Source organism: Oceaniferula marina, assembly GCF_013391475.1.
Lineage (GTDB): Bacteria > Verrucomicrobiota > Verrucomicrobiia > Verrucomicrobiales > Akkermansiaceae > Oceaniferula > Oceaniferula marina.
The window spans coordinates 230889-249999 of record NZ_JACBAZ010000001.1; the positions used below are offsets into that span (position 1 = coordinate 230889).

Genomic DNA, 19111 nt, shown 5'->3' on the forward strand with positions numbered 1-19111 from the left:
CCTGCGGCCCCAAGTTGCCAATAGGAGAATGACTCCAAGCAAACTTATGGTGATCAATATGGAAATGGTAGGGGGCACGGAGTTAGCTTTTGGTGTGGACGGATTCTTCTACGATGAAGGCTGAGTAAAAGAAGGCCTTGTCTTCATGAAAGAGCGACTGGCTTAGTTCACCGAGAGCTTTGAGCTTGCTCGCCATCTGACTTGGTCGTGACCGGGGTGCCAGCATGTTCCAGTAGGCTAGACGCGCGCCATGCGAGCTTCCTGAGTGAATCCTTTGAAGGAGACTTTCCGTGTTGTCTTCAGACATATATTCAAAAATATCGCTGAGGTTGAAAGCATCGTATATTTGCTCGGGGTCATTGAGAACGGCTTCCAGCGGTCGGGGGTCGATCGTGACACGATCTAAGTTCTCCCGGATGGTGTTGAAGTTTTCCTCGCGTAATGCATGAGGGAGTGCGGTCCCGTATCGGCCCATGAGAATCCACTGGAGGTAGGGGTTCTTTGCGGGCTCGAGTGTGACTAATGCATGGCGTGTTCGCATCAGGATGCGGTCAGCGACAGATCCTTCCACGTACTTGAAAAATGCCGGGTCTCGTCCGAGGCGCCCCATGACAAAGCGGGAAAAGAATAACTTAAACAGAAGCCTCCAGCGCCAAGTGTTCCACTTCTCTTCATAGAAGGCATTGCGATCCCTTGCCGATTTAGATGTCAGCAGCTCAGCCGTGTGCTTGTATGAATGCACCCAGGGCAAGAACTTGTCGCGGAACAGCGTGAAGTAGTTTTCAAATTTTCCAGCTCGGCCAAACCCATTTTGGATGTGTTCGTGAAAATGATGCCAATACTCCTGGGTTGTCGAATCAAGGTCAGGGAGACACTTTTGATAGAGCTCGACTCGCTCCTCGGGCGTAGCATCGAGTTCTCCTAGAAGGGTTAGAAACTGCTTGTGGCTGAGACATTTGTAGGCCGCGATGCGCAACTTGATACAGGAAACCTGAGCGGGGTTCATTTCCGAGATGGTCACCTTGCGAGCACCTGCAGCAAGCAAAGAAAATGAGTTATCCCCAGCTGAGCCAATACTCAGACAATGGCGGCCTTCTGGTTGTAGCGCGCGAATCAGGATATCAGCATCCTCCCAGCAGTTTGCATAGCGAACATGGTTGAAGTCGGCATGTTGTTGGATTTCAGATTGCATGAGGGTGGAATTTACGGATAGTGCTGTATTCAGGGCTTAGGGTTGAGAAGTTTGACTTCACCGGTGCTTCCGTTCATTTCTATCAGATCCCCAGATTTGAGGATGGTGGTAATGCTGCGAATGGAGACGACACATGGGAGTTGAAGCTCACGAGCTACGATGGCGGAGTGAGAAAGAAGTGAGCCCCGCTCAACCAGAAGGCCTGATGCCGCAGGGAAGAGCACGACCCAGCCTGGGTCCGTCTGCTGAGCTACCAGGATTTCTCCTTCTTGAAGCGTGACGTTTTGAGGATCGGTGACGACACGGACGACCCCTCGCACGACCCCCGGGCAGGCTCCAGTGCCCTGAATGGTATTCTCATCCATTGGTGAAGTCCCGGTAGCGCTGCGGGTGGGTGAAAATGACGAGTAATGTTCAAGAGGTCCTCGAGTTTCAAACCGATCAGGTGGTGGACAAGTAAACGATGCTTGTTCCAGCTTCCTTGATTCGATAGTCGGGCGAAGCGCTTCAACAGACGTGGTGTTTTCATAGACGCCCATGACTTCGGAGATCGTGAGAAAAAAAACGTCACGCGGGGTGGCTATGTGGTTTTCGCGATGAAGCCGCTTACCGAGTTCGACGATGATTTGACGGACCCTTCCAAAGAGGCGAGTGCGTTCAAATCGTAGATTCTCGCGGTCGCGCACACGATCTTTTGTGTTTTTGAGAACCCAAAGAAACAGCTTTCGTTTGATGCCGGATAGTGACTTGGTAACATCGGCAACCGGTTCTGGTGACTGATTGGGCGTGGATGATGCCATACGATCGCTCTGGTAACGTTGAGCCATGACTCCGATGCTGGTGAGTAGCGATTGGGGGTTGTCGCCGACGGTGGGTGACTCCAGTTTGAGTTCTTCCAGACAGCGGTCGCCGAAGTCTTCGAGGTAGCTGACGAATGCTTGATAGATCGGGGGGCTGCTTCCTAGGGCTGTGAGCTTTTCATCGCTGCTGAAATCCGGGCAGGCTAGGATTTCTGTGAGCTTGTTGTCATCGGCGCACAGCTCTGCCATTGCGAGGATTCGTCTGGGTGGCTCCGCACTGATGATTTCTCCGGCGTCGATGAGTAAGGTGTTTTGCAGAGTGCCATCACCAAGCCATTTTTCACAGAGTGATTTTAAGACACCGTAGTAAATCATAGCAAAAAAATCATTGATGAGTGGAGCGTCCCACCGCTTGAGTAATTGCGACTCCAGATCCCGGTAATGACCTGCGAGCTCGCACCCATTCATTTCGGTGAGTGGTTTTGGTTGGGACTCCAGCGCCTTGTTGAGTCGCAGGTAGAAAGCGTCACACTGCTTTTCCAGTGATCGATGGTTTTTGATCAGTCCGATGAATGTATGGATTAAGGCCGCGGCGTCTTTGATCTTGGTGGTCTGCGTCCTGTGGAGGATCTCCTGAACGACTTCGTCGGGCATGGGTTCCTTGACCCCCATCATCTGTTCCATAAACGATCGGTTGACGGTGAATCCGGGTAGCATGGCCAGCACATGATACCAGCTGTTCAGATTGTAGTAAACGTGGCCATGGATGTGTCCAAGCATGTTAGGGAACACTTCGCCGTTATCCGCGATACGTTGTTTCGGTACCGAGAGTAAGGTGCAGAACTCACGGTAAACATATTCATAGGCACGCTCCGCAAATGAAAATGTCATTGGCGAGGTGATGCCTGAGTAACTTTCGGCAATGTTGCTGTTATCCCAGACCGTCAGAGGTAAGGCGGGGTCGGGGGTGTGGTCGAGTGTGGTGATTGGCCGACTTTGGAGTAGATACAGCGTCCCTTGTTCATACGCCCATTCAATGTCCTGTGGACAGTTGAAATACGTGGCACATCGCCGGGCCATGGTCGCGACTTCGATGAGTTGGTCTTCTGTGAGGCAGGGGATGTGACGTCTTTCTGGTTCTACTTTTTCAAGTGACACTCCTTCGTCGCTTTTGCTGCTGGCGGTGTGTTGATGGACCTTGTCGGCAATCTTGCTGTCTACAATTTTGTTGTTCCGGTCCAGACTCCATACATCGGCGTCAGCTTCCCCAGAGACGAGTGCACTGCCGGTTCCCCATAGCCCGGAAACTAAAACGTGATCTCTGCTGCCCGTTACAGGGTCGGCGCTGAATGCCACTCCACTGACCTCGGGGGTGAGCATGCGTTGAACCAGTGCGGTCGGGCAGTCAACTTCATCGATATGTTTACTCGATTGATAGGTTTTGAGGTGCTCGCTCTGGTCGCTTTGTTGTACACGTTCAATTCTATCGAGAAGGTCATCGTGTTGGACGTATAGAAAGGTGTCATACTGTCCGGCAAAGGAATGCTCCGAGCCATCTTCTCCCCGGGCCGATGATCGCACAGCATAGTAGCTGCATGAAAGACCCTTGGCCGTGGTGATGATGTCATCAGGATCGCAGGGGTGTCCTGCGGTAACTGCAAACCATGGCGGTATGCGGCAGCCTGTTTCCTTAAGGAGCGCGAGAGCCTTGGCTTTTCCTCCCAGCAACTCGTAATACTCAGTTTGGTGAGGGTGAATGATCATAGTGGCTGGGTGATAAGGGGAATGATCCCCAGTGAAAGATAAAGAGCGAGTGTCCAGACTCCGGAAATGAGTTCAAAGGTCTTCGACGGTGTCCGGTGGGCGTGTCGGGTATGTTTGAACGCCCATAACAGCAGAAGACAAAGGACGATGAAAACGGGCACCGCAAAATGCACGAAGCTAGCCGCGATCACGGCGAACACCGTGGTGCTCAACAAACAGCCAAACCAAACCCACGCGGCGGTTTGTTGCCCCCATAGTTTACTGTAAGTAGGCACACCTGTTTCTTCTCCACCGGCTTGGCGTAGCTTGCGTCCGATCTCAATGACCAATCCGTTGCAAAAACTGGCAGCTAGAAAAAAAACGAGCCCGCCCCATGGTTTCTCACCACTGGGAAGCCAATGGCAGGCCGTGGCATAGAAATCCACGATCGGCATGATCAGCATGTGAGTCCAGAGATAGGTGACGGGGCGGCTTTTGAGCCAACCCCGAGCAAAAAACTCCACACTCATTAGAGCCAGATATGCCCAGGCAATCACGAGGACAATCACGAGTGCGGGCGCGTAGGCCCAGGCAATCACGAGCTGGATGATGGCTGCAATCACAAAGATGACACCAAGCTCTGAGAGCTTGACCAAGCCTCTGGGCACGGCGCGATGGGGCCGATAAGTGGCATCCTCCTCGGCATCTTTGAATTCATCAGCGATTCTCAGTTGAAGAAAAAACAACAGACAGGTGACAAAGGCTATGGCAAAAGTTTGCCACACTGGCGGCGCCCCTGTCAGCATCGAGGAATAGGCCACAGCACAGGAGCTAAACGCGGCGACGAGAGGGCCGTGCTGGAAAATAGGGAATCGTTCTTTCTGGTAGGTCCACCAACGCATACTAGAGTTATAATAGGGGACGTTGCATTTATGAAATCGATTGTTTTTTTATATTTATCGTTTTTGTTGATGTTTATCTTGCGAGTTTTCGATGAGCTCGTGTGAAGTCACCTGTGGCAAGAGCCGCAATAATCGAGAGTTCACCACCAAGTAAAAGCCCTGCACATACCTCGGCGAGTGCTCCGCTGTGCCCTGATCCGTAAAGCCCCATGAGTTCCAAGCTGGCTTTTTGGCTCGGTAATCCGGTGCCTCCGCCGACCGTGCCCACCATAACACTGGGGAGACTGACCGAAGCGTATAGATCCCCATCATCCGTTAATTCAAAGCGGGTGACTCCAATCGCAGATTCCGCGACACATGCCGCATCTTGACCAGTCGCAAGATAGAGCGCCGCTAATCCATTGGCAAAGTGGCCATGCACCCCCATGGTGCCGCTCAGCACACCGCCAATGGCGGACATCTTCCAGTAATCCGTCATTTGTTTGGGGGTGGTGTGAACGTATTTTTTTAGAATATGGGCAGGGATGAGAACTTCAGCTGAAACTTTTCGCCCCCGCACAGAGGTATATGCCTGAGCACTGGCTTTTTTGTCTCCTGAGAGATTGCCTTCAACATAGAGTTGTTTGATAGTCACCGGGCAGTTAGATTCGATGAAATCGCAGACCGCTTGAGTGGCGATGGTAACCATGTTCTGCCCCGAGGCGTCACCTGTGGTAAACTCGAAATTGAGGTAAACGTGATTCCCTTCGACGGTCGTTCCTACATCGACAAGTTTACCGTGGTTTGTGGTGCCGTTGGCCACTTCTTGAAATTGTTCGAAAGATTCCATCGCCCATACGACAAACCGTCCGGCAGAAATAATGGAATCGAACGCAAAGGCCGGTGAGCGGTTGACTGCTTGGTAGAGCAACATCGCCGTGCAACCTCCAGCCGCGGAGATCATACAGGCACCCCGGTGGTAGCTTGCAACCAATGCTGCTTCTGATGTTGCGAGAGGTAGCGGGTAGTCGCCTTGGGCATAAAGCCCGTTGACGCGAAGTGGTCCGGCCACACCGAGCGGAATCTTGACCGAGCCTATACAATTTTCAATATTACCATCAAAGGATTCGGCATTTGCCGACGTCCAGTCGTCGAGTAAATCCGGATGAGGAGCCTTTCCCATCCCTTTCCAAAAGCGTTGAACCCGCCGTTGGCTTACGGTTGAATGGGGAAGGTAATGTTTTGCTGGAGGCGAAGTCTTTGGGGTCAGTTGACGTTCCAATGATTCTAGATCCTGATGGTCTAAGAGTGATTTGAGGTGCGCATTCGTCAGAGATCGTTTGCCAGCCATGTGGTGACCCTATCAGTATGGGGGACTGGGTCAAGTGAGGAGCTTGATCCAGTGCGTATCTCCTCGGATAGCAAAAGGAAATCCGCCAAGCCTTGCTCGTTAGTGGGACATCAATGACACGAGGCTGGGTCTTGCTCTCAGGATGGGTGAGGTGGAGTCCATTTCCTATAGATGCGCTGAGTGAACGAGGACCGCCGTTGTGTTAACTTGGAAATACTTTGGATCTGAACTCTATTTAACAAATCGTTTTTCGATCAGTTGGAGGGGGGCACTCTCAGGGGGCGCACTTGAGATACCCATAAGGGCGTATGTGAGCTTGGCTGCTGTGTAGGAGCAGGAGTGGAGCTCTTGTTTTGGAGCGAGTTCGACGATGTCGAGGCCGACGATGTGGCGGTTTTGGGCGATGTTTCGACAGATATCGAGAGCTTGCCACCAGAAAAGGCCTCCAGGCTCGGGGGTTCCGGTAGCGGGCATGAGGGAGGCGTCGAAGGCGTCGATGTCGAATGTGAGGTAGAGGTTGCGGGGGAAGTCTTCGGGAAGGATGGTTATGGGTATGCCGTTCTGATAGATGGCCTCGGCATCAAGAAAACCGATATGGTGCTGTTTGCGGTAGTTGATTTCCTCTTTGCAGAGGTTACGGATGCCGATTTGAAAAATAGGGATGCCTAGTTCGTGAATGCGGCGCATGACACAAGCGTGGCTGTTGGGGTTACCTTCATAGGTGTCCCGGAGATCGGCGTGGGCATCGATCTGAATAACACCGAAATCTTGTCGGGTAGCGTGGAGGGCGCGGACTGGGGCAATCGAAAGGGAATGTTCTCCTCCGAGTGTGACTGGTATTTTTCCTGTCTGATAGGCTGAGCGACAGGCTACTTCGAGGTTTGAGAAACAGGATTCGTCATCTCCTGAACAGTCAATAGCCTCCGAGGTGTAGATCCCTAGTTCTCCAGGGTATGATGTGCCATCATAGGCTTCAAGTTGGTAGGATGCATCAAGAATAGCTTGAGGACCCAGTGCCGTGCCCGCACCGTAGGACACGGTTTGCTCCATCGGCATGGGAATGATGTGGAACAAGGCGTCTTCGGGAGATGACTGAGGAAATTCAGAAGAAAGAAAGTGCATCGATAGTTAATGTGAGGTGTTTGGTAGAAACAAGTGCTTACGAGAGTCGGTCACGATAGTCTTCGTAGGTGAATTGGCGGTCGATGATGACTTCGTCTGTTTGATGGTGATAGCGGCCAATAGCGGGGTGGTCGACGCCGTTGAAATGATTGGTTTTGACCATCGAGTAATGGGCCATATCGGTGAAGACGAGTCGATCACCTACTTTGAGATCTTCATCAAACGACCAGTCACCGATGACGTCTCCTGCAAGGCATGTGGTGCCACCCAGGGTAATGGTATGTTTTTTTTCTCCAGGATCACTAGCTCCAAGGATTTCCGGACGGTATGGCATTTCTAACACGTCTGGCATATGTGCCGCGGCGGAAGTGTCCAGAATGGCGATAGGGTGACCGTCTGAATTAAATCGATCAATGACACGGGTGATGAGAAATCCGGTATTGAGCGCCACCGCTTCTCCCGGTTCGAGGTAGACTTCGAGGTCGTAAGCGGCGCGGAGGTGCTGGATGAGTCTGACCAGTCGATCCGTATCGTAGTCGGGACGAGTGATGTGGTGGCCTCCTCCGCAGTTCAGCCATTTCATCGTTTGAAGATAGGTGCCAAACTTGGCTTCGACGTGTTCGAGGGTGCGTTCGAGCGTATCGGAATTCTGCTCACACATGGTGTGGAAGTGGAGTCCGTCGATGCCTTCAAGGATGGATGCGTCGGCATTTGCCAAATCGGTAGCAGTGATACCAAAGCGTGACCCTTTACGGCAGGGGTTGTAGATGTCAGTTTCGACTTCTGAGTATTCTGGATTGATGCGGAGTCCGAAGGATGCGGTTGTCTCCGGTTGGTTGACGTGGTGTTGGAATCGTTGCCATTGGCTCAAACTGTTGAGGGTGATATGATGGCAGTGTTTCCGGAGAAAATCCATTTCAGGATCACGGTAGGCAACACAGTAGGCGTGAACTTCACCCCCAAACTTCTCCATGCCGAGTCGTGCTTCACTGAGTGAACTGGCAGTGGTACCACAGAGGGTTTGAGATATCTGTGGGAAGGTGGACCACATCGCGAAGCCTTTGAGGGCAAGGATGATCTTCCCCCCGGATTCTTGTTGGACATGGTCCAGAATTTTGAGGTTTCGCGCCAGCAGGGATTCATCCATGAGGTAGCATGGGGTGGGAACCTCGTCTCGCTGGCTGATCTCTAGAATAGAATGTGACATCGCGCTGTTGTGTCAAAGAAGCTCTTGCCTGTCCTTAGCCTAGGGGTTGTGTTTTTGAAGCTGCTCTAAAAAGGGTGCGCCATCAACTACCTCCCAAGGAAGACCATATTGGTTCAGAGCCTCCATAAATGGATCGGGGTCGTTTTGCTCCATATTGTTTACGCCGGGCTTTTTCCAATGACCATCGAGAATCATTTTAGCCCCAATCATGGCAGGAACGCCCGTGGTGTAGGAAATCGCTTGGGACTGAGTTTCCGCATATGCTTCTTGGTGATCACATACGTTGTAGATGTACTTTTGCAGACGCTTACCATCTTTGACACCGTCAATCACACAACCGATGCATGTTTTCCCTTTGGTCAGTGGCCCGAGCGAGGCAGGGTCAGGAAGAACGGACTTGAGAAACTCAAGAGGGGCGATTTGTTGGCCTTGGAAATCGACCGGTTCAATCGACGTCATCCCCACGTTTTGCAATACGGTGAGGTGGTTGATGTAATTCTTGGAAAACGTCATCCAGAATCGGAGTCGGGTTACGCCGTTGAGGTTTTTGCAGAGTGACTCCATTTCCTCATGGTAGAGGAGGTAGATATCTTTGGTTCCAACCTCGGGGTGGGGGAAATCGAATGCTTGGTGGATCTCCAATGGTTCTGTTTCCTTCCATTCTCCTTCTTGCCAGTAGCGTCCTTTGGCTGTGATTTCGCGAATGTTAATTTCTGGATTGAAGTTCGTGGCAAATGGGAGTCCGTGATCCCCGGCGTTGGCATCGATGATATCGACGGTGTGGATTTCATCGAAGAAGTGTTTCTGGGCATACGCACAGAAAACATTGGTGACTCCAGGGTCAAAGCCTGACCCAAGTAAGGCTGTTAGCCCGGCATCAACAAATCGGTGGTGATATGGCCATTGGTATTCGTAAGAAAAACGAGGGTCGTCCTTCGGCTCATAATTGGCAGTGTCGAGGTAGTCGACACCGGCTTCAAGACACGCTTCCATGAGTGTGAGGTCTTGATAGGGAAGGGCTACATTGATCAGGATGTCGGGTTTGATTTGGTTGAGGAGTGCTACGGTGGCCGCTACGTCATCGGCGTCGATGGCGACGGTGTCAATCGGGTAGTCAATCTCGGCTGCGATACAATCGCATTTAGATTTTGTGCGTGATGCGAGTGTGATTTTTCCAAAGGTTTCGGGGAGTTGTGCGCACTTATGGGTGACAACTCGACCTACGCCGCCGGCTCCGATAATGAGTGTGGATTTCATAATGGGTAGATGGGTAATGAGTTAAGTGTTGGGTGATTCGTAATAGGTATAGCCCGCAATACTTTCTCGGTAAGAGTCCATGATTTGACGGCGCTGACTGGGGGTGATTTTCCCTTCTTCGACCGAGCGCTCCGCAAGGCTTCGGAAGCGTTCAACAAGGTTTTTTGTGTCGTATTCTACATAGGACAGAACATCGGCAATGGTGTCACCGGCAAGTTCGCGGCGGTATTGCACCTTGCCATTTTTAACCCCGACACTGACAACGTTGGTGTCGCCGAGCAGGTTATGCAGGTCCCCCAGGGTTTCTTGATAAGCGCCAACAAGAAAGACGCCAAGAAAGTAATTTTCATGATCGTTGAGTGGGTGCAATGGAAGATGATCCTGATGCTCACCCTTGATAATGAATTGGTCGATCCGGCCATCGCAGTCGCAGGTGATATCCGCTAGAGTGGCCCTGGCGGTAGGTTCTTCGTTCAAGCGATGAATCGGCATCACCGGGAAAAGCTGGTTAATAGCCCACGAGTCAGGGAGCGATTGAAACAGGCTGAAATTGCCGTAGTAGACATCACGGAATGGATTGCCCTCTGCGAGGGCTTCAGGTGCTTGTTCCATGGTGTCTGCGATCTCGTGAATGCGAGTCATGATTCGCGTGAAGAGAGAGTTGCAATAAGCGCGTTCACGGAGAGAAACGTTTCCGTGCCTGAAGAGAGAAAGGATTTCCTCTCGGTAGTAGATAGCGTCATTATAACACTCCTGAAGATTAGCTTCCTCTAGATAGCCTTCGACCTCGCTGAGCTTCATCGTATGGGGGTGCGGCTTTTCTGGTATTCTATTCGGGATCGAATCGGCAGATGGACTATTGACATCCAGGATGTTAAAAATCAGGACCGAGTAGTAAGCGGCAACAGCCCGACCTGACTCACTGATGATTGTGGGGTGATTGAACTGGGCTTCGTCACACACGGTTTTAACCACCTCTACGATATCAGCGGCATACTCTTGAATCCCATAGTTTCGGCTACTGTGGCTATCACTCCGTGACCCGTCGTAATCGATCCCTAAACCACCGCCGATATCAAGCAAGCCCATGGTAGCCCCCTCATGAATGAGGTCGGTGTAGATGCGTGATGCTTCCGTGGCGGATTCGCGGATTGATTGAATATCGGGAACTTGGGATCCCTGATGATAGTGGAGGAGGCGGAGTGTATTCAGCATGCCGTGATCCCGCAGTGTGTCCACCGTATTCAAAATCTGATTGGTGGTGAGTCCAAAAACGCTGTTCTCCCCACTGGAATGTGACCAATGACTATTGTTGCATGTCGAAAGTTTGGCTCGAACTCCCAACATGGGCCGAACTCCGAGTGCTACCGAGCGCTCTAGAATGAGGTTGAGCTCGCTGGGCATTTCAATCACCAAGATGATTTGTAGTCCCATCTTGGTACTTTGCAGGGCAAGGTCAATAAACTCCTGATCTTTGTAGCCGTTGCAGATGATGTAGGCATCAGGATCATGCATATAAGCCAAAGCTGCAAGAAGTTCAGGCTTGCTGCCGGCTTCTAACCCGTAGTGATACAGCTCGCCAAATTGGGTGATTTCTTCGATGACCTGCTGCTGTTGATTGACCTTGATCGGGTAAACACCCCGGTAACACCCTTGGTAGCCTGATTGAGTGATCGCCGAATTGAACGCTATGTTGAGGTTGCGAATCCGGTCGGCAAGTAGGTCGTGAAAACGGAGTAATAACGGGGTGTCAAGACCACGTTCTCGGATACCATCGACAATATCAGGCAGACTGACAGCTGTCTTTTGATCTTCATCGTGAAGGTGGACATGCAAATGGCCATTTTCAGAGATACTAAAAAAATCATTGGCCCAGTTGTCGACCCCATACAGCTCGTTTGACTGCTGGGTATCCCATGAAACTTGGTTTGATGGCTTGTTCATGATGAAGTAGGGGTGTCTGGGCGACCTTGATTTTATGTGTGTTATATGGCGCGGAATATAAGTATGTGTTTTTATATTTGAACAGCATAATTGTCATGAAATTTAGCGGGCGGTATTTCTCTGTAATTTAGCATGATCTTATTGGAATTTAATTGACTAATGAGTGTTTAAACTCGATTGCTATGCAATCAGTGTGTTCCGCACTTTTTCGTCAACCATCAGCTCAACTATTCCCATGCGATTAACGATACTTTCGAGAGCTCCCCAATGCTACTCCACTCGCCGGCTTGTCGAGGCGGCTAAGAACAAGGGGCATAAAGTGCTCATTCAAGACCCTCTGCGTTTTGCGATGGATATGGAGGAAGGTGAGCCCGATCTCTATTATAGAGGAAAAGCGATTCGTGTCCCGGATGCCATTTTGCCTCGGATTGGAGCGTCCATTACCCGTTATGGAACAACGGTGGTGCGCCAGTTCGAGCAAATGGATGTCTATACCCCCAATACCGCGAATGGCATCGGCAACTCACGTGATAAATTAAGAAGTATGCAGATATTGTCGCGCCACGATATTGGTATACCGCGTACGGCTTACGTTAGCCATAAGAGCGACGTCGCGGGGGCGATCGAACGTGTGGGAGGCACCCCCGTGATCATTAAATTAATCGAGGGAACTCAAGGGGTGGGTGTCATTTTGGCGGATAAACCGGAAATTGCGAAAGCGATTATTGAAACACTCCATAGTGCCAATCAAAATGTGCTGATTCAGAAATTTGTCGCCGAAAGTAAGGGCAAAGATGTTCGGGCATTTGTGATTAATGATCGTGTGGTCGGGGCTATTCGCCGGACAGCTCAGGGGCAGGAATTCCGCAGTAATGTCCATCGTGGAGGCATGGCTACAGCTATTGATCTTGATCCAGCCTATGCCAAGGCCGCGGTTCGAGCAGCCCAAATCATGGGTTTGAAGGTCTGTGGCGTTGATATGCTGGAAGGTGTCAACGGTCCGCAAATTATGGAGATTAATTCATCACCAGGTCTGGAAGGGATTGAAGCCGCTACAGGCCTGGATATCGCAGGTGAAGTGATCGACTTTATTTGCGATCAGGCCAACATGCCGGAAATTGACTTAAGGCAACGGCTTACAGTGAGTCGAGGCTACGGGGTGACTGACATCATTATTCACGATGGCAGTATTTTTGTCGGGCAGACGATTAAGCAAACTGGTCTCAGAGATCAAGATGTTGTGGTATTAACTCTTAAACGTGGTGATTCTGTGATTTCCAATCCCAAATCATCACGAAAACTTGAAGCTGACGATACGCTGCTTTGCTATGGCAAAATTGAAATTATGAAATCCATGATTCCAAACAGGCCTAAGCGTCGCCGCAAACTCAAGCCTCTCCCTTCAACTCCTGTCACCGAAGGGACTACACATGACGAACATTTAGACTCATGAGCGATACACCTCGTAAAAAGCGACCTATTGGGAGTTGGCTAAGAAAAAAAATCAAGCCTGGAGAAAAGAAGCGCCTCCTGCTCAAAGCGGGAGAAGGGTTTACTGGCGTGGGGGTTCACCTTCCTTTAATGGTTTGGCGTGGGCTCGAAGATGGCCCCGTCTTAGGAATCACGGCAGCCGTACATGGAGACGAAATTAACGGCACAGGCGCGATCAGAAAACTTATTCAAGAGCCTCCCTTTGAGTTGAAGCGGGGAGCATTGATTCTCGTGCCGGTGGTCAATATCACAGGTTTCGAGCGTCACAGCCGTTATACCCCAGATCGTCGTGATTTAAACCGGACTTTCCCTGGCAATGAAAAGGGTAGTTTGACCGCGCGACTGGCTCATTTGATTATGGAGGAAGTGGTTGGCCGGTGCGATTATATCATCGATTTACACACTGCTGCTGTCCGCAGAACAAACTTCCCTAATGTCCGCGCAGATATGGATGATCCGGATTGTGCACGGCTGGCTGAGTCCTTTGGAGCTGAAGTTATTGTGAACAGCTCTGGACCTGCTGGGTCATTGCGCCGTGAAGCATGCAGGGCCAGATGTCCAACGATTATTCTTGAAGCAGGGGAGGCTTTAAAGGTTGAGCCATCTGTGCAGGACATGACTCAACGAGGTCTTACACACATCATGGCTGAGCTAGATATGATTGATGTTGCAGATGACCTTCGGCCCGATACAGCTCCTCATCAGATGATCGTGCAAGGTTCAAGCTGGGTTAGGGCTGGAAGCGGTGGATTTTTAAAGTTTCACGTAGCTCCGGGAGATACGGTTCAAAAAGACCAACCGCTCGCAACCAGCACAGGTTTGCTTGGGAAGGAGCATGAGACCATTGTCTGCCCGCATCACGGTATCGTGCTTGGCATGACGACGATGCCAGCTGTCTCACCTGGTGATCCTATTCTTCACATTGCTTTGCCTGATACCCGGAAGCAGTTCCACTCACTCGAAAAAAGTGTTGATCGAATTGAAGAAGACACCCTCGAAAATCAAGTCAGGGATCATCTTGCCACGAGCATTACGGTGGTTGAGCACACCTTGGTGGATGAAGATGATGAAGTGGAACTCAAAGAAAGCGACGAGATATGAAGCAGCTCACAACAATAGGCTGGAGAGAATGGGCGAGTCTGCCCGAATGGGGGGTAGAGGTGCGTGCTAAGGCCGATACTGGAGCGCGTAGTAGTGCGATCGACTGTTCCAAGATTGAGGAGCTTCCTGGCAATCGGGTTCGTTTCACAATAAGACTCTCACGCAAAACGAATCGAGATCTTACACTTGAAGCACCCATAGCAATGCGTAAGCACGTTCGTAGTAGTACAGGCCACGGTCATGACCGATTATTTGTAGAGACGATCCTAAGGATAGGAGGTAGAGAAAAAAGCATTCTAGTTAGTCTGACTTGTCGCCAGCGAATGATTCACCGTATGCTACTCGGTCGTGAAGCCCTTTCAGGCGATTTTCTAGTCGATAGTGGTGTCGATCACTGGGCGACCCCTCGAAAGAAAAAGAGGCAATAGTAGTTGCTAGGTCTTCAGCCACTCAAATGCATATTAAACGACGTGAAATCGATTCCCTTGAAATTCGGTCTTGGCCGGGAATGATGGTATGTTAATCTCCGATTTCCTGGCTTCACCCATCTCTCTTTGTTCTATGAAATACTGTTCTGTTTTTACGTTACTGTTGTTGGTTCTGATCTCCGCTTGTGCAACAGCTCCTCAATACGACGGCCCTGGAGCCTTTGACAAAACCGCTGATGCCAAAGCTCAGGTCTCCCGTTCTCTTTCCTCTGCTAAGAAAAGTGGCAAGCACGTTTTGCTCATCTATGGAGCCAATTGGTGTTCGGACAGCACGCGGACGGTGGCTCTGTTGCAGTCTGATCCAGAGATATCCCGTATCCTACGGGATTCGTATTTAGTGACTCGCATCGATGTCGGACCAAGTGATAGTGGCCGCAATGCCGATTTGGTAGCCAGATATCACGCGACTATCAACAAAGGCATTCCTGTTTTCGTAGTCCTCGATGGCTCCGGTCGCCTCCTGAATGATACACGTCAGACACGTCTCCGTGATTCAGATCACAAGCGCCCGGAGCGCATAGCCGACTTTCTAAAGCAGCATGCTCCTACCTTTGAAACTCTGTCTCCTTAAGTTAAAATAACTTTGGTGTAGCCTCTAAAATCAGGGCAAAAGGAACCCCACCGATCGGTGAAGATACAATGGGTTATAAAGTATGCAGACTGGGGCTTGAACCCAGGTTTGACTTGATGTTGCTTGCTTATCATCAATGGGCTGTAGGATTTCTATCTGGGCATGTGTTAACTTGGCAATACTTAGAGTCTACATTTTTTCTAACATTTGATCGCTTTTGTTGGCTCGAGAAGCTGATGGTTCTATTGATGACAGTATGGTTTGATGGGGCGCATTCGAAGCGTATGAGGCTAAGAGGGCGAGCTATACTCCTTCACAGAAGCGGAGAGTGGTGCATATCCAGATATGAATGATAGAAAACGCATTGCTCTTGCTGGTATGTTGTCGTTCACCAATGCTCAATGGCATTGATGATGAGTATGATGATGAACAGAACAGTGCTCCTGCTTGTGTGGCTCAGCCTTGCCCTCGCTGTGCATGGTGAGAATACGATCACGACGCCGCAGGAAATCGAAAACCCTGAGGTGTTTGAAATAAACAAACTGCCTCCAAGAGGAAATGCGTGGCCATGCCCCGATTTGGCATCAGCTCGACTATGGCGCGATGGTATAACGGATTCGCCGTGGATCCAAAGCTTGAACGGGGAGTGGAAGTTCCGCTGGCTGGCTCAACCCGTGGTAGAGTCATCTGCATGGACAAACTCCAATTTCGACGATTCAACATGGAGCCATATTCCGGTTCCGTCCACCTGGGAGAGTGAGGACTATGGCAAGCCACTCTATTCAAATTACAGATACCCTTTTCGTGTCAACCCGCCACAGGTGATGGGTAAGCCGAAGCCCAAATTTACGTCATTTAAGCATCGGAATCCAGTGGGTTACTATCGTAAAACGTTCAGTGTGCCAGCCGAGTGGGACGGTCACAGAAAGGTACTTCATTTTGGAGGTGTTCGATCGGCAATGTTCGTGTGGTTGAACGGAAAAAAAATGGGTTTCTCACAGGGGTCACGTTTGCCCGCAGAGTTTGATATTACAGATGCTTTGCTTCCAGGTGATAATCAGTTGGCAGTGCAGGTGTTCAAATACTCAGATGGCTCGTATTTGGAAGATCAGGATTTTTGGCGCTTGAGTGGCATTTTCCGAGATGTGTTGATTACTGCCGTCCCTGCCGATGGACTATGGGATCTCTATGCGCAGTCGGATTATGACCCCAAGAGTGGCAGTGGTTCAGTGAAGCTCCACGCGACCAAGATGCCGAAAGCTTCGGAGGTGGAAACAAGGGTGACTTTGTATTCGCCCGATGGTGAGGTCGTTGGGCGAGGTATGAGAGAGATTCTTTTAAACAAGGTTCGCCCTTGGTCGCCTGAATCGCCGCAGCTTTATGTCGCCCTTGTTGAGGTGAAGCGTGAGCAGCGAGTGATCGAAGTCTTCCGTCTGCCAGTCGCGTTTCGCAAGTTGGAAATTCGCGATGACTTACTCGTGTTTAATGGTCAGCCATTCAAAATACGCGGGGTCAATCGTCACGAGTGCGACCCCGCTAACGCGCTAGGTGCTAACCTCTTGAACATACATTGTGGCGATGGCCGCCTTGAGTGATCGGTCGCTGCATGAGCCCTTCTCCAGCAGCGAGGTCTGGAACGTTATGTCACTGTTGCGCACCTAGGGAACATCCAGCTTGATCATGTCTACAGCAGTCTGGAATGATCTTGATTTAAAACCGTTGGCATAGCCGTTGCGCTGCTCCGCGTTCCTTTCGTAGGGGGGCGGCTCCAATATGATGGATGCGCCCAAGCAGCATGGCGGTGTTCATAAGAAGTTCAGCGATTTTCGAGAGACTATTTTCAAGCCCGTCGGCGAGAAGAAGGTTGATGATTTCGTCGTTTTGGGTAGTTTGGTTCTGTCCGTTCATTGCTTTTTTTTGCCTGTGTTAGAACCGTCATTCAAAAGCTTTGGACGGACACTTGCAACCCTGAAGGGGATGGCGCGCCGCCCGCAACGGCAGCCGATTCCGCGATGCTCCATCGGCTGCCGTTGCTGCGGGCTCAGGGTATAGCAGCTTTTACTGACAAATTTTTACACTATCATCGTCCATCAATATGCAAGTTCAGCTTCCCAGAATAATCTTCGGTTCCAGTGCGCTGGGCAATCTCTACGAACTTGTGCCTGATGAGGTGAAGCGAGAGATTGTTCAAAATTGGGTGAATACCACCGATACGGCGTCATCCCGGTCGCCATATACCGTGATTGACTCTGCCGGTAAATACGGTGCCGGGCTGGCTTTGAAAAATATTGGTCGTTTCCTCAAGGAGCTCTCAGTGGATCCAGGCCAGGTGGTCATCAGCAATAAGCTTGGCTGGAAAAGTGTTCCGTTGACGACTTCAGAGCCAACTTTTGAGCCGGGAGCGTGGGTTGGACTGGAAAACGATGCCGTGCAAGCGATTAGCTACAATGGCATTCTGGAGTGTTATGAGCAGGGGGATGAACTCCTTGGTGACTACAATGCCAAGCTTCTTTCGATTCATGATCCTGATGAGTATCTCGCCCAAGCGACGTCACCCGAGGAGGCAGAATTGTATTATCGGGATATTCTGGATGGCTATCAGGCACTTGTCGAATTGCGTGAGGCCGGAAAAATTTTAGGCATTGGCGTCGGCTCGAAAGATTGGCGTGTGATCAAGCGGCTGTTTGATGATGGAGTGCCTCTCGATTGGGTGATGTTGGCCAATAGCTTTACCTTGCTTACCCACCCTCAAGAGGTTATGGAATTCATGGAGCAGTTACATCAGGCGGATGTAAAAATCATCAACTCGGCGGTGTTTAATGCTGGATTTTTGATTGGCGGGAAGTGGTTTGATTACAAGATGGTCACTCGTGAGGGAGAACCTGAACTATTCGAGTGGCGAGATCGGTTTACCGAGGTGTGTTCAACCCACGGGATTTCACCTGCCTTGGCCTGCTGCCAGTTTGCTCTTTCATTCCCAGGAGTTGTTTCACTGGCGTTGAATACAAGTCGGCCGACGCGTGTGCCGGAGAATGTTGCGCTTGCCCGCGGTAATGTATCGCCCGCATTTTGGCAGGAGCTCAGGGATAAACGATTATTGGATAGCGACTACCCCCATCTTTAAATTTCATGAAAATTGACGCACATCACCACTTTTGGAAATACGATCCCGTTGAATACGACTGGATTGATGACAGTATGTCTACAATTCGACGTAGCTTTTTACCTGATGACCTCAAGGCTGAGATTGACCAGGCTGGGATTGATGGCGTCGTGAGTGTCCAAGCGCGCCAAAGTCTGGAAGAAACGGACTGGCTGCTTGGGATGGCAGCTGAAAATGATTTTGTCAAAGGGGTCGTCGGGTGGTTGCCTCTGGCGGATGAGAGCATTGATACGATCCTTGACCGATATAAAGGCGCAAGCAAGCTCAAGGCTCTGCGTCACGTTGTGCAGGGGCTTCCTGCGGGGTTCTTCGACGATGATGACTTTAATCGTGGTATTCGCAGTTTGACCGCGCGAGGACTGGTCTATGATATTCTTATATTTGAAAACCAACTTGAAGAGGCGATTCGTTTTGTGGACCGTCATCCCAACCAGGTGTTTGTGCTCGATCACATCGCCAAACCTCAAATTAAAGACAAGCTTCTTCAACCATGGCAGGAAAACATGCGTGAATTAGCCAAGCGCGAGAATGTCACCTGTAAGCTTTCCGGGATGGTGACCGAGGCTGATTTTAATGCTTGGACAGAGGAGCAAATGTTACCCTATTTGGAGTCAACCCTTGAGGCGTTTGGCCCTGACCGCTTGATGTTTGGGTCCGACTGGCCAGTGTGTCTTGTTGCCAGCAGATATCAGCAATGGGTTGATCTGATTCAACGATTTATCGATCCTCTTTCAACACAAGAACAGGCTTCCATCATGGGCGGTACAGCTGTTTCGTCCTATCAACTCGACTAACTCATT

16 protein-coding genes are annotated in these 19111 nt (G+C 50.5%); 8 read left to right on the forward strand and 8 right to left on the reverse strand.

Translation table 11 applies throughout. From position 1 onward, the window contains the following. Positions 1-82: 82 nt before the first annotated feature. From HW115_RS00940 to speA, 8 genes are all read right to left on the reverse strand, one after another. Positions 83-1192, reverse strand: coding sequence for a BtaA family protein (locus tag HW115_RS00940; protein WP_178930703.1), 1110 nt, complete (start codon positions 1190-1192; stop codon positions 83-85). Between the two features lie 29 nt (positions 1193-1221). Beyond that, complete coding sequence (locus HW115_RS00945) at positions 1222-3756, reverse strand: PEP/pyruvate-binding domain-containing protein (protein ID WP_178930704.1); 2535 nt, start codon at positions 3754-3756, stop codon at positions 1222-1224. Then, positions 3753-4637: a UbiA family prenyltransferase gene (locus tag HW115_RS00950; protein ID WP_178930705.1), complete on the reverse strand. Its 885-nt coding sequence runs from the start codon at positions 4635-4637 to the stop codon at positions 3753-3755. The genes HW115_RS00945 and HW115_RS00950 overlap by 4 nt, the downstream gene beginning before the upstream one ends. Positions 4638-4710: 73 nt before the next feature. Beyond that, entirely contained in the window at positions 4711-5967 is a 1257-nt protein-coding gene (locus tag HW115_RS00955; protein WP_178930706.1) for a hydroxymethylglutaryl-CoA reductase, read from the reverse strand. A 231-nt stretch (positions 5968-6198) separates the two neighbouring features. Continuing rightward, entirely contained in the window at positions 6199-7089 is an 891-nt protein-coding gene (speB, locus tag HW115_RS00960) for an agmatinase (protein ID WP_178930707.1), read from the reverse strand. A gap of 37 nt (positions 7090-7126) precedes the next feature. Next, the gene (gene nspC, locus HW115_RS00965) at positions 7127-8296 is read right to left on the reverse strand and encodes a carboxynorspermidine decarboxylase (protein ID WP_178930708.1); all 1170 of its coding nucleotides are present in this window, start codon (positions 8294-8296) and stop codon (positions 7127-7129) included. Positions 8297-8335: 39 nt separating this feature from the next. Next, positions 8336-9553 (reverse strand): saccharopine dehydrogenase family protein, encoded by a 1218-nt coding sequence (locus HW115_RS00970; protein WP_178930709.1) that lies wholly within the window; start codon positions 9551-9553, stop codon positions 8336-8338. A gap of 21 nt (positions 9554-9574) precedes the next feature. Next, complete coding sequence (gene speA, locus HW115_RS00975) at positions 9575-11497, reverse strand: biosynthetic arginine decarboxylase (RefSeq protein ID WP_178930710.1); 1923 nt, start codon at positions 11495-11497, stop codon at positions 9575-9577. A gap of 235 nt (positions 11498-11732) precedes the next feature. On the opposite strand from speA, the gene HW115_RS00980 reads away from it, so the two are divergent. From HW115_RS00980 to HW115_RS01015, 8 genes are all read left to right on the forward strand, one after another. After that, positions 11733-12950, forward strand: coding sequence for a RimK family alpha-L-glutamate ligase (locus HW115_RS00980; RefSeq protein ID WP_178930711.1), 1218 nt, complete (start codon positions 11733-11735; stop codon positions 12948-12950). Positions 12951-13057: 107 nt separating this feature from the next. Continuing rightward, complete coding sequence (locus HW115_RS00985) at positions 13058-14089, forward strand: succinylglutamate desuccinylase/aspartoacylase family protein (protein WP_319609211.1); 1032 nt, start codon at positions 13058-13060, stop codon at positions 14087-14089. Next, a complete protein-coding gene (locus HW115_RS20280) occupies positions 14086-14517 on the forward strand; it encodes an ATP-dependent zinc protease family protein (protein WP_178930713.1) in 432 nt (143 codons plus the stop codon). Before HW115_RS00985 ends, HW115_RS20280 begins: the two co-directional genes overlap by 4 nt. Positions 14518-14650: 133 nt before the next feature. Further along, on the forward strand, positions 14651-15148 hold the full coding sequence (locus HW115_RS00995) for a thioredoxin family protein (protein ID WP_178930714.1): 498 nt from the start codon (positions 14651-14653) through the stop codon (positions 15146-15148). 419 nt (positions 15149-15567) lie between these two features. Then, positions 15568-16743: a sugar-binding domain-containing protein gene (locus HW115_RS01000; protein WP_178930715.1), complete on the forward strand. Its 1176-nt coding sequence runs from the start codon at positions 15568-15570 to the stop codon at positions 16741-16743. Between the two features lie 178 nt (positions 16744-16921). After that, positions 16922-17200 carry a hypothetical protein gene (locus tag HW115_RS01005; protein WP_178930716.1) on the forward strand — a complete coding sequence of 93 codons (279 nt, stop codon included), beginning with the start codon at positions 16922-16924 and terminating at the stop codon, positions 17198-17200. A 43-nt stretch (positions 17201-17243) separates the two neighbouring features. Further along, a complete protein-coding gene (locus HW115_RS01010; RefSeq protein ID WP_178930717.1) occupies positions 17244-18272 on the forward strand; it encodes an aldo/keto reductase in 1029 nt (342 codons plus the stop codon). Positions 18273-18277: 5 nt separating this feature from the next. Further along, a complete protein-coding gene (locus HW115_RS01015) occupies positions 18278-19105 on the forward strand; it encodes an amidohydrolase family protein (RefSeq protein ID WP_178930718.1) in 828 nt (275 codons plus the stop codon). Positions 19106-19111 lie beyond the last annotated feature (6 nt).